Raw genomic sequence first — 12,739 nt, 5'->3', positions numbered from 1 at the left:
AATATACACCATGTGTTTTAAAATGCACGCACAACTAAAAGATTTAATTTGTTTTAGATACACTTTAAAAGTGTTATAATTGCATCCATGAAAAATATTTTTAATATTTTGAGACACTAAACACTGATCTACGAATAAGATTGATTCCTTAATAGATAAAAATGGCATTAAACTTTAAAGGAAACAGCAATGTGAATGAGAGCTGCGTTTATGGCCACCTATTTCCATCTTCTACAGCATTTAAAGCAGTGTCTTTATTTTATTCAATATGGATAATATATAGACCACTTATTCATACCCATCAGTCCATAATCATTGTTCTAATATATAACGAAGTGTCATAATATTGACTCGACACCGATTTGAAATTTCTATAGTTATAGTCAGTTAACTCGTCATTTGATTTGTCATATACTAAAAGGGACATTCTATTCATGTCTATAAACTCAGAAATGAAAGCTACAAGCAACAGAAACTCCCCTCGTCGGATTTTATTTGCAAGCCTTATTGGCCCAACAATTGAATTCTTTGATTTTTATGTCTTTGGCACTGCCGCAGCTCTTATATTTCCTCATGTGTTTTTTCCAACACAAAATGATCAAATTGCTATTTTACAATCTTTCCTAATATTTGGAGCAGCCTTTTTTGCCCGCCCTTTTGGATCAGTTGTTTTTGGACATTTTGGAGATAAGATTGGAAGAAAAGCAACACTTATCGCTTCTCTTCTCACAATGGGTCTTTCAACAGTCATTATTGGTTTTCTTCCTACTTATGAAATAGCTGGGTGGTTTGCCCCTTTCCTCTTAACCTTGTGCCGTATTGGACAGGGAATTGGATTAGGAGGAGAATGGGGAGGAGCTGTTTTGCTCGCTACAGAAAATGCCCCTCCAGAAAAGCGCGGCTGGTATGCAATGTTCCCCCAATTAGGCGTTTCAATAGGTTTGTTTTTATCTATTGCTGTTTATTTGGGTCTGCTGCATTTCCTTGATCGTGAAGAACTTTTAGCCTGGGGATGGCGTATTCCTTTTATTGCTTCAGTTGTTTTTATGATTATAGGATTATGGGTCCGTCTTTCAATCAATGAAACTGTTCAATTCAAAAAAACTCTTGAAAGTAAAAAACATGTCAAAGTTCCTATCATAGATGTCTTTTTAAAATGTCCACGAATCCTATTTCTTGGAATATTTTCTGGTATGGCAACTTTTGTTTTGTTTTACTTGGTTACTACATATTTGTTAAGCTATTCAACAAACCATTTGCAATTGCCATTTCATCAAGCTCTTCAAATCGAAATTGTCGGTGCTATTTTTTGTGGGATTTTTACTGTCATCACGGGAAGACTCGCTGACCGTATTAGACGTAGAACTTTGATGATTTGGATTACAATCATCACCGGTATTTATTCTTTCGCAATTCCTTATTTCTTAAATTCTGGAGTTATAGGAGTCCTTGCAATGTCTGTTATCGGTTTGTCTCTCATGGGAATGATATACAGTCCTCTTGGTGCTGTTTTGGCTTCACCATACCCAACAGCAATTCGATATACCGGTTCTTCTATTACTTTCAATTTATCTGCTATTATAGGAGCATCTCTCGCGCCTTATATTGCAGAATATCTGGTGCAACATTTCGATACATCTTATATCGGTTATTATTTGCTTCTTGCTTCTTTTATTTCACTGATTTGCTTCGTCGGATTTACAGATGATGAAATATCCAACTAAAATATAATAACGAAGAATAAAATAAGGACTGGCGGCAAAAATGCTGCCAGTTTCGTTTTTAAAGATAGGGGTTGAGGTATTTTCCACCACAATATTCCTGCAAACAAGGCACTCAAAAAGAAAAATAAAAAATCTGCAATATTGCTTATATAAGAAACAGCAAACATTTCTGATAAGATATGCGTTGTCCCCAACCATGAAACGCAAAAGAAGGCCAACATCACAGCCCATAAAACAAGCAAAATTCGATCAATGATCATCATTATGGCGTTTCGTTTTTTTAATTATAGTCCATATATTTAACATGCCTAAAAGAAAAATCACAATAAAAACCCAACGCCCTCCCCCTGAGCCTTCCGTAATAAAAAGTGCAGGATTTACTATTCCCAGTAATCCTATAAAAATCAGAACAATAGATACAAGACGCATTAAATCTGTTTTTCCCAGCGACGATCTTCAGTCTGTTGCCAATACGTTAAATTATGATTTTCCATTTTATATTTTTTCCACTGTGCACGAACGAGATTCAACTGCTCTTCACTTCTACCATCAAATATCACGACAAGCCGTTGATAAGCATCAATATCCGAACAAACAGCTCCCTCTATGAGAAAACGAATTTTTGAATCATTCGGATTTTCTTGTCCTGTCGTAAGAAATACAGGCTGAAAGTTTGGATATTGATCACACTCCGTTCCATGTCCAATAAATGATTCATCAGTATAAACCCATAAATGTATATCTATAGAATCGCGTTGTTCTTTACTCACACACTGTATTGTTACTTTACCAAAACGAGCCAATGCACGCTCCACAAGCGTCGGCAAAATATCCTTCAGCGTTGACTGCGTCAAATGATAGAATAAAATATCCAATCTCTTAAGCTTTCATCATTCTTTATAAAAAAGCTAACATCTTTTTAAAAAAACTTCTATATCCCTAATACAAAGGAAACGGTTCAAGATATAAACCCTCTTTTTTGATTGAGATGCATTATCTTTTTGCACGTGTCTTTAAAAGACAAAAATTTTTATCTTCAACGTTAATAAAAAAGTTTTTTAAGTTATTTTCTAGATTCTTCTAGATTCTTTGTAGACTATAGTTGAAAATAAAATATAATGTACGGAAAATTTAAAGAGGACCTCATAGGCAATTTTATATTATTTATTTGGTAAAAATATCCAATTCATGAAAGGATATTTTTACAAACTTTATTACATTTTAACCGAAAGCAGTAAGAATATTTGCTATCGAATTAAAAACTGAGGATTTTCCCCAATTTATGCGTATTATTGAGTTCTACATCCTGAAACGTGTCCTTGTTTTGTTTAGTTCTGTCATGATTGCAGCAGTGGGCGTTAGTTGGACTATACAAATTCTTGCACGGATAAACTTTCTCACAACAAGTAAACAAACACTCCTCACAGTCTTACAATTTTCACTCTCATTGGTTCCTTCTGTTATTTTTGTTGTCATTCCGTTTGCATTAGTGATCGCAATTACAACCATCCTCTCAGCAATGCATCAAGACTCAGAACTTGCTGTCATCAATGCCTCTGGTTTTCCTAAAAGTACTGTTTGGAAACCTATCCTTCTTCTTGCTATTGTTGCATCCTGTACCTCCTTTTCTATAGCTAATTTTGTTGTTCCTCAAGCGCGTCTTCATATGCGACAAATGCTAGCAAGCGCTCATTTTGATCTTATTAATCTATTCATTAGTGAAGGGAGCTTCCAAAAACTCACCAATAACCTTTACATAGAAATTGGCGAACGAAATCCAAATGGAACACTTGAACGCCTTTTCATTGCCGACCAGCGTGATCCTAAGACTGATCTTTTTTATTATGCAACAGACGCATCCATTGTGAGCAATAAAAACGGCAGTTTTCTGGTTCTCAATAACGGTGAAATAGAAAGAGTCAATCATCAAAATAACAGTGTTTCAATCGTGCAATTTAGCTCATATACTTTTAGCCTAGGAGAGTTTATCCCCAGTGATAAAACACCTACTCTTTATCCAAAAGATCGGTCTCTTTCTTATTTACAAAACCCTGACCCAAAAGATCCCTACTATCAACGAAAACCACTCCAATATAAAGCTGAATTTCACCGCAGATTAACACAATGGCTCTACCCTATTGTTTTTTCACTTATTGCATTAGCAGCGGCAGGGGATGTACGCTCCCATCGACAAGCTCATCATTCCGCAAATCTCTCGGCAATTGCCCTCTCTTTTCTGGTGTATTGGATAGGATATTTTTTCGCAGAAAAAGCAAAAAGCGATCTTGCATACGTTCCTCTCCTTTATATTATACCTATAGGAACAAGTGCATTTGTCTTTTTTATGCTTTTAACGAATCATAAAATTGGGCTTCCCACAAAAGTTAATGAGATACTTCAAATCGCTTTTCAAAAAATAATGAACAAATTTGAACATCGAAAATCTCAAGATTCCTCGGATGAAATATCATGATTGGGTGGACACTTGGACGATATTTTTTTATACGGTATCTTAAAATAACTTGTTATTTCTGGGGAAGCATTTTTGTTCTTGCTCTTTTAATCGATTTCACAGAGAATTCTGGTAGGCTATCTTCCCTTCCGCATTATACAGCAAAAGATGCATTTTTCCTCTCTGCTTTACGCATCCCTTTTATCATGCAACAACTTATCCCTTTCATTGCACTCTTTTCTGCAATGGCAACGCTTATCTCGCTCAACAAAAAACTTGAACTTGTAGTGACTCGTTCAATCGGTGTTTCTGCATGGCAATTTCTTATGCCAGCTTGTTTTGGAGCTTTTCTTTTGGGATTATTTTCAATTCTTCTCATTAATCCACTTGCTGCATGGGGATTTTCTCAAGCAGAAAAAAAGATGACTGAATGGCGCAATCACAATGTACTAACACCTCTTCACAATACAAGTATCCACTGGTTAACACAACATACAAATTTAGGCAGAACAACCATTGGTGCTAAATCTATCACCGATCAAGGACTTTCTCTTCTCGATGCCACCTTTGTACAATACAATGACAATGCAACCGTTAAAAATTGGATTAACGCCCCAAAAGCAACCTTGACTAATGGATTTTGGCTATTAACAAATGGAACAATCTATAAAATAGGGCATCCTCCTGAAAAATTTACCGTGTTGCAAATAAAAACCAATCTAAAACCTGAATTTTTAACGGAACGTTTAGTGAATCCCGCAACTATTCCATTTTACCAATTGCCAAAAAAAATTATGATTGCACGTTCATTTGGCTATTCTGCTCATAATTTTGATATGTATTTTCAATCTTTGATTGCATTACCGGCATTGCTTGTGGCAATGACCCTCATTGCAGCAACTGTATCTTTAAATTTTACACGTTTTGGGCAATCTAGAATGTTGATTCTTGGTGGCGTAATAGCTGGGTTTATGCTTTATGTTATTTCCGTACTTGTTCAAGCTTTCGGTAATGCTGGATATATTCCACCAATTATTGCAGCTTGGACACCCGTTGTTATTGCGTTATTCTTAGGAATCTCTTTTTTACTTCATAAAGAGGATGGCTAAGTGAAAGCATTAACACTTAAAAAAACTATTTTAACAAAATTAAGTGCTCTCGCTTTTAAAAGTGTTGTGGGGGTTATTTTAGGAAGTGCTTTGTCTTATTGTGCGCACGCTCAAAGCCTTCAATCTCCTTCTCAAAGTCGCATTCAAAATCTGGAACCTCCTCTTTTGCTCTCTGCGGATGAACTCATCTACAATCGTGATGAAAACACTGTTTCTGCACACGGTAATGTCCAAATCGAATATGATGGCAATAAAGTTGTCGCTCAAAAAATTATTTACAATCAAAAAACAGGACGGCTTATAGCACAAGGGAACGTTGAAATTACTCAAAAGGATGGTAATAAAATTTATTCCAACCAAATTGATATGACCAAAGATCTTGGCGAGGGTTTTGTAAACGCCTTACGTATTGATACAGCCAACAATGTTCACTTTTCAGCCCAAAATGCTACACGCAAACACAACCACATAACAGTCTTTGAAAATGCAACCTATACAGCCTGTGAACCTTGCTCTTATAAACCAGATCGAGATGTCCTATGGAAAATTAAAGCAAGAAAGATCATATGGAATAATAGCGTCAAAAAAATTCGGTTTGAAAATAGCAGTTTTGAAGTTTTTGGTGTACCGATTATAAAATTTCCAAATTTTGAGATCTATGATCCAACTGTCAGGCGTGCTAGCGGTCTGCTTACTCCTCATTTTTTTTATACTGATTATCTCGGTATGGGGATAAAGAATTCTTATTTCTGGAATCTCGCCCCCCATTATGATTTTACCCTTTCTTCTACGGTTTATACCCAACAAGGGCTTTTAACCGAAGGGGAATGGCGTCAGCGTTTAAAAACGGGACGTTATAACATTCGCTTTGCTCATATATATCAAATGAAACCGCATAGATTTGATAATGATACGATTGATGCCCAACATAAAAACCGTTATATGCTGGCGACAAAGGGGGATTTTCGTATTAACTCACACTGGACTTATGGATGGGATATTCTTGCACAATCGGATCGGCATTTTAGTCGTGCCTATAAACTTGAAAACTATAACAATCCTACACAACTTTCTCAGATCTATTTGAATGGTCTTGCAGGAAAAAATTATTTTGATATGCGTTTTTATCATTTTAAAGTTCAAGATTCAATACTGAATGATCCTCATTATGAACGTCACTCTCGGCAAGCGTGGGTCTTACCACGCATCGATTATTTTTTCACACCAGATGAACCCATTTATAATGGAGAGCTTACCTTCCATAGTAATATGCAATCAGTTTATCGTCGCCATGCTGACTTCAGTTCACCCGACCAGAACGGAAACCCTCTCAACACAGTAAAACTTTCTGGTATGGCTGGAAATAGTTTGCGTTTAACAAACGAGCTTCAGTGGAAAAAGCGCTTCAACACGCACAACGGACTCATCTTAACCCCTCTTCTCTCTCTACGAGCTGATATCATTACAACCAATGCAAGCGAAAATCACACAGATTCTATAGAAAACAATGCCTTATCCGCAATTCATGGTTCAGCAATTCGTGGCATGGCAACAGCAGGGTTGGAACTACGTTATCCCTTCCTCATTACAGCTGATCATTCTACACATATTATAGAACCAACTGCACAAATTTTTATACGCAATAATGAACAATCTATTGGACAAATTCCTAATGAAGATGCTCAAAGCTTTGTCTTTGATGCAACCACTCTCTTTCAACGAGACAAATTTTCTGGTTATGATCGTGTAGAAGGTGGTACAAGAGCCAATATAGGTATAAGATATTCTGGAAGCCTTAATGATAATTGGTCTCTTTATGGTCTCATTGGACAATCCTTCCATCTAGCAGGAAAGAATTCTTTTGCAGAAAAGGACTTTATCAATGTCGGTACTCATTCTAGCTTAGAGGCAAAACGTTCAGACTATGTTGCAATGTTTGGTACAACCCATAAAAGTGGTTTTTCCTTAGAAACGCGTGGACGCTTTGACAAAAAAACAGGAAAAATCCGCCGTAGTGAAATCGAAGCATCACAAAAATGGCAAAATTTTTGGGCGGCTCTACAATATGCCTATATCGCAAAGCAACCAGATTATGAATATTCTCAAGAGCGCCAAGAAATTTCTTTTCAAACAGGACTTAAATTAGCAGATTATTGGTCCATTAATAGCAACGCCGGTTATGATTTAGTATCTGGTACATTTATAAAGCGAGGAATTAGCTTGAGTTATATGGATGAATGTTTCGGGTTAACATTCGGTTATCAACAGGTAACGAATCCAGGCAGGAAAGCACCCTTGCAAAACTTTAATTTCTCTCTTTCATTGCGTACGATTGCAGATATCGGAAAAAAGATAGATTAATTTATAAAGGGAATGTATCAGTCATTTAACTTATCATTGTTTTTATGAAAGAAAGCGTGTATTTTAAGTTGTTGATGAGAATTAATAAACAATGCGAAAGCCTATTTACATGAATAAATTGAAAAAGCGTTTTCTTGCTTTATTTTATATTGCATCTTTGAGCGTAAGTAGCCTGCTAATAAATGGATTTTTGATTCCGACAGTCTTTGCGCAGACTTCTATTGTTGTTACAGTTAATGGCAACCCCATCACAAATTATGATATACAAAGACGCCTTGCTTTTCTCAGGCTACAACAAAAGCAAGGCAATTTGGTGGCACAGGCTAAAAAAGAGCTTATTGATGAAAAGCTAAAAAATATTGAAATAAAACGTCGTAATATTGAAGTAAGCAATGATGAAGTTGATAAAGCTTTTGAGAATTTTGCGACACAAAATAATATGACGATTGATCAGCTCAACCAGATTCTGATCCAAACTGAGATCACAGTGCAACACTTTAAAGATTACATCCGTGGACAAATAGGATGGGGGCGTCTTGTTAGCGCACGCTATCAAGCTGAAACAGGTATGATTAGCGAACAAGAAGCTGTACGCAGAATATTAAAAAATGGTGGTGTAAAACCTTCAACCAACGAATATACATTACAGCGAATTGTTTTTGTCATTCCTGCACATCGTCGTTCAGAGATCTTTGAAAGACGTCAAAGAGAAGCAAGTAATTTTCGCGCACATTTCCGTGGATGTGCCAATGCTCACAATCAAGCAAGAGGTATTTTAGACGTTACTATCCGCCACTTAGGAAAGTTTCTGGAGCCACAACTTCCTAATGCATGGGAACAAGCTATTCTTGAAACGCCTGCTGGAAAAATGACAAAATTACAAGAAACATCTGATGGAATCGAAGCAATTGCTGTCTGCAAAATAAAAAGAGTTTCTGATGATTATGTCGCTCGACTGATATTTTCTCTTCAAGATAGTAAAAAAAGAAGCCCGCAAAAACTTGAAGAATTAAGCGACAAATATTTAGGAGAACTGCGCCGAGTGGCACGCATTCAAAATTCATAATGGCTGCTCTTATTGTTAGCGGTGGTGATCCTGCCGGAATTGGTCCTGAAATAGTACTAAAAGCGTGGAATTTGCGTGTTACACGCCAAATTCCACCTTTTGTACTTCTTGCTGATCCAGATGTTATTCGTTCGCGCGCTCGTTTTTTACAGATTGATGTTGAGGTGCAATCTGTTTTAATCAATAATCCTGCAAAAAATTTTCAAAACGCTCTTCCTATCATACCGTTAAAAAACAAACAAAGTGATCAATTAGGTATACCTTCATCGAAAAATACAGCTGGAATTATTGAAGCAATTAAACGCTGTGTTCAATTGATTCAAAATGGCCATGCATGTGCACTTATCACTTGTCCTATTGCAAAAAAGAGTCTTTATGATGCCGGTTTTCAATTTCCAGGTCATACAGAATTTTTAGCCGATTTAGCCCATAAAGCTTTTCATAAATGTTATCATCCAGTTATGATGTTAGCAGGACCTCGATTAAAAACAGTACCAATAACTGTTCATATTCCATTTAAAAATGTTCCTTCACAGCTTACCCGTGATTTAATTATTCAAACGGTACTTATTACTGAATATGACTTAAAAACAAGGTTTAAAATAACATCACCCCGACTAGCTGTTGCTGGTCTTAATCCTCATGCTGGAGAAGGAGGTGCGATGGGAAAAGAAGATATTGAAGTTATCACTCCTGTTATTGAATATCTTAAAAAGAAAGGACTCAATATTGCAGGCCCGCTGCCTGCCGACACAATGTTCCATGAATGCGCAAGAAAAGCATATGACGTTGCCATTTGTATGTATCATGATCAAGCCCTTATCCCTGTTAAGACATTAGACTTTGATAGCACTGTTAATGTCACGTTAGGTCTACCTTTTATTCGCACGTCTCCAGATCACGGAACTGCTTTTGACATTGCTGATAAAGGGATAGCCTCTCCCGAAAGCTTTATTGCTGCTCTTAAACTTGCAAATCAACTTGCAAAAAATAGTTTAAACCCATGCCAATAGATAATCTCCCTCCTCTGCGTGAGGTCATTGATATATATGGATTACAAGCGCATAAATCTTTGGGGCAGAATTTTCTTTTTGATCTTAATTTAACATCTAAAATTGCTCATCAAGCAGGCAATATAGAAGGAAAACCTGTTCTTGAAATTGGTCCTGGTCCTGGAGGTCTCACACGTGCCTTGCTAGCAAAGGGTGCCATTGTAACAGCAATAGAACGCGATGAGCGCTGCATACCGGCTCTCTTAGAAATAGAAAAACACTATCCTAAAAAATTAAAAGTTATTTGTAATGATGCACTGAAGCAAGACTTCTCAAAACTCTTTGAAACAAGCCCTGTAAAACCGCGCATTATTGCAAATCTTCCCTATAATATTGGGACACAACTCTTATTAAATTGGCTTTTAACTGAACCATGGCCTCCTTTTTATGAATCAATGACATTGATGTTTCAACGTGAAGTTGCCAAACGGATTACAGCTAAACCTCAATCTACTCATTATGGACGTCTTAGTGTCTTAACTGGCTGGCGTACCACTGCTAAAATTGCTTTTGATGTCCCCCCTCAAGCCTTCATACCAATACCTAAAGTAACGTCTTCTGTTGTTCATATTATTCCGCGAACACAACCTCTTGCCTGCTCTGCACAAAAACTAAGCCTCGTTACAAAAACCGCCTTTGGGCAAAGACGAAAAATGCTTCGTCAAAATCTCAAAATACTTGGAGGTGAAGAGCTATTAGAAAAAGCTGGAATTGATGGAACGCGCCGTGCTGAAACGCTCTCGATTTCTGAATTTGTAACTTTAGCGCATCTAGTGCTCTAAAAAATGCACTTTGTGTTATAAAACCTTTTTTAATCACAACATTTATCGATTTTTTCAGCAATAAGCCCATCAACAAAAGAGCCAAGATAAGAACAACGCTCACGTTTTACGGTTTCAGCTAAATAAATTGATTTAATAAAAGATAAAGACTGATCTAAATCTTCGTTAATCACAACATAATCATAAGAAAGCCAATGCTTTAACTCCGTTCGTGCATTTTCCAATCGCAAATTGATGATATCTTGACTATCTTCTGCTCGACGATGTAAACGCGAAACAAGCTCTTTCATTGATGGTGGAAGAATAAAAACAGATACAGTGTCTCCTAGCATCTTTTTTTGCAGCTGCTCGGTACCTTGATAATCAATATCAAATAACATATCTTGGCCAGCATTCAATGCGCTTTCAACAGTTTCACGTAAAGTGCCATAATAATTTCCGTGAACTTCTGCCCACTCAATAAATTCATCCCTATCACGCTTATATTCAAACTCTTCTTTTGAAATAAAGTAATAATGCAGCCCATCTACTTCACTAGGACGCCTTTTCCTTGTAGTCATACTTACGGAAAGCTCTAATTGTCCCTCTTTTAGAAGTAATCGAGAAATTGTTGATTTACCAGCACCTGAAGGCGAAGAGAGAATAAATAAAAAACCGCGGCGTTGATTCATTTTTATAGTACTCAATTTACTTTCAAAGACTGTCATTACATCACTCTACTTTGTTCATAAATGTTTCTCCAAAATTTGAATTATACATTATCTCAACCTCTCTCCTAATCAATGTGTTTTCTTAGCAATTCTCAATGTTATTCTGCTCTTTTTTGAGATAAGGTATTAGCAGTATATTCACTTCTTTCTTAAATATTTTTATCCATACGCCAACCCCACTTGTGACAGACAAGAAAATGATTTTTTATCATTCTCATAAAAAGTTTAAATAGAAAAATTTTACTATATTTGGGATTCTCATTTACGATGCAAAAAGATGTGTTATCACTATAAATTCAATGTTTTGCCTTTAATTCTCGCCACTTGCGAACATTCATATTATGTTCCTCTAAAGTTCGAGAAAAAACATGCCCTCCTGAACCATCAGCAACAAAATAAAGTGCATCACTGCTTGGTGGATGTGCCACCGCTTTTAAAGAATCTCGACCTGGATTTGCAATAGCCGTTGGGGGCAAACCATTAATTTTATAAGTATTATATGGTGTTTCCTTCTCAAGATCTGAACGATAAATTGCACGACCGGATGGTTTTCCTTTTCCTCCGAAGAGACCATAAATTACTGTTGGATCCGATTGAAGACGCATATGCTTTGTAAGGCGGTTATAAAATACCGCAGCAACCATTGGTCTTTCTGCTGCAATTCCCGTTTCTTTCTCAACAATTGAGGCTAATATAACAAATTCATCAATTGATTTAATGGGTAAATCAGGTGAACGCGTAGCCCATATAGCATGAATTAATTTTGTCTGTCCTTCACGCAACCTGTTTACAATCTCTTTACGCGTTGTTCCCCGAATAAAACGAACAGTATCCGTCATTAAATAACCTTCTGGAGGCAAAATTTTTGGAAGGTCTCCAATCAAAATTTCATTCGCAGCTAATCGATCGAAAACTTGCTGAACCGTTAAACCTTCAGGTACTGTAAATGTATACTCTATAGATTTTCCTTTCACAAGAATATCCATAATATCCTGCATCGAAGCATGAGCTGGAATTAAATATTCACCAGCCTTCAGATGCGTTGTTTTTTGGTGATAACCAACCCCATAAACAAAAATATCTGATGATCGAATGAAACCACGTTTTTCTAGCAATGAAGCAATTTCACGAATTCCGGTACCAGGATGGATAAGAACAATTTGTTCTTCCTCAATTTTTCCCTTTTCTTCAAAAATACTTTTTCCAATATAAAGAGGAATACTTATGGCAAAAAGAATAATCACAATCAGCATAAGAAAAAAATGACCGAGAATGACCAACGGATTACGGACGATAGATGATTTCTTTCGTTTTTTATGTATTAACATGTCATAACTATCTGCTAAATGATTCGAAGAGGAATCACTTACGTCCTTTAATGATTTCCATTTTTCACATCGGACATAACCCCTCAATAGCGATTAAGGATAATATTATAATTTCTTATTCACCTTATAATAAAGTAGAAAACTCAAAAGCAAAA

Annotated in this window: 11 protein-coding genes and 1 pseudogene; 7 read left to right on the top strand and 5 right to left on the bottom strand. The window is 36.4% G+C overall.

The genetic code is table 11. From position 1 onward, the window contains the following. Window positions 1–434 precede the first annotated feature (434 nt). The gene (locus ACFINH_RS01180) at window positions 435–1,724 is read left to right on the top strand and encodes an MFS transporter (protein ID WP_375620745.1); all 1,290 of its coding nucleotides are present in this window, start codon (window positions 435–437) and stop codon (window positions 1,722–1,724) included. Here the strand turns inward: ACFINH_RS01180 and ACFINH_RS01175 are convergent. Genes ACFINH_RS01175 through ACFINH_RS01165 form a run of 3 tightly spaced genes read right to left on the bottom strand, consistent with a single transcriptional unit; the run spans window position 1,721 to window position 2,599 of the window. Beyond that, the gene (locus ACFINH_RS01175) at window positions 1,721–1,984 is read right to left on the bottom strand and encodes a hypothetical protein (protein WP_375629333.1); all 264 of its coding nucleotides are present in this window, start codon (window positions 1,982–1,984) and stop codon (window positions 1,721–1,723) included. The two genes, ACFINH_RS01180 and ACFINH_RS01175, sit on opposite strands and share 4 nt — an antisense overlap. Then, a complete protein-coding gene (locus ACFINH_RS01170) occupies window positions 1,974–2,153 on the bottom strand; it encodes a hypothetical protein (RefSeq protein WP_375629223.1) in 180 nt (59 codons plus the stop codon). Before ACFINH_RS01170 ends, ACFINH_RS01175 begins: the two co-directional genes overlap by 11 nt. Further along, window positions 2,153–2,599: a DNA polymerase III subunit chi gene (locus ACFINH_RS01165; RefSeq protein ID WP_375629226.1), complete on the bottom strand. Its 447-nt coding sequence runs from the start codon at window positions 2,597–2,599 to the stop codon at window positions 2,153–2,155. The genes ACFINH_RS01170 and ACFINH_RS01165 overlap by 1 nt, the downstream gene beginning before the upstream one ends. A 407-nt stretch (window positions 2,600–3,006) precedes the next feature. Between ACFINH_RS01165 and lptF the strand changes: the two genes are divergently transcribed. From lptF to rsmA, 6 genes are all read left to right on the top strand, one after another. Then, a complete protein-coding gene (gene lptF, locus ACFINH_RS01160; protein WP_375631736.1) occupies window positions 3,007–4,197 on the top strand; it encodes an LPS export ABC transporter permease LptF in 1,191 nt (396 codons plus the stop codon). Beyond that, entirely contained in the window at window positions 4,194–5,285 is a 1,092-nt protein-coding gene (gene lptG / locus ACFINH_RS01155) for an LPS export ABC transporter permease LptG (protein WP_375631734.1), read from the top strand. The genes lptF and lptG overlap by 4 nt, the downstream gene beginning before the upstream one ends. Beyond that, window positions 5,286–7,646, top strand: a complete 2,361-nt coding sequence (locus tag ACFINH_RS01150; protein ID WP_375631732.1) for an LPS-assembly protein LptD — start codon at window positions 5,286–5,288, stop codon at window positions 7,644–7,646. 109 nt (window positions 7,647–7,755) lie between these two features. Continuing rightward, complete coding sequence (locus ACFINH_RS01145) at window positions 7,756–8,712, top strand: SurA N-terminal domain-containing protein (RefSeq protein ID WP_375631730.1); 957 nt, start codon at window positions 7,756–7,758, stop codon at window positions 8,710–8,712. Beyond that, window positions 8,712–9,725: a 4-hydroxythreonine-4-phosphate dehydrogenase PdxA gene (gene pdxA, locus ACFINH_RS01140; protein WP_375631728.1), complete on the top strand. Its 1,014-nt coding sequence runs from the start codon at window positions 8,712–8,714 to the stop codon at window positions 9,723–9,725. Before ACFINH_RS01145 ends, pdxA begins: the two co-directional genes overlap by 1 nt. Further along, on the top strand, window positions 9,716–10,546 hold the full coding sequence (gene rsmA, locus ACFINH_RS01135) for a 16S rRNA (adenine(1518)-N(6)/adenine(1519)-N(6))-dimethyltransferase RsmA (RefSeq protein WP_375631726.1): 831 nt from the start codon (window positions 9,716–9,718) through the stop codon (window positions 10,544–10,546). The genes pdxA and rsmA overlap by 10 nt, the downstream gene beginning before the upstream one ends. A gap of 29 nt (window positions 10,547–10,575) precedes the next feature. On the opposite strand, the gene gmk is transcribed toward rsmA, so the two are convergent. Continuing rightward, the gene (gene gmk, locus ACFINH_RS01130) at window positions 10,576–11,253 is read right to left on the bottom strand and encodes a guanylate kinase (RefSeq protein WP_375631724.1); all 678 of its coding nucleotides are present in this window, start codon (window positions 11,251–11,253) and stop codon (window positions 10,576–10,578) included. A gap of 299 nt (window positions 11,254–11,552) precedes the next feature. Continuing rightward, window positions 11,553–12,661, bottom strand: a pseudogene (gene mltG / locus ACFINH_RS01125) (endolytic transglycosylase MltG). Window positions 12,662–12,739: the final 78 nt, after the last annotated feature.

Source organism: Bartonella sp. AA74HLJMH, from assembly GCF_042197045.1.
GTDB lineage: Bacteria > Pseudomonadota > Alphaproteobacteria > Rhizobiales > Rhizobiaceae > Bartonella.
This window is presented reverse-complemented; position numbering and strand designations above follow the sequence as displayed.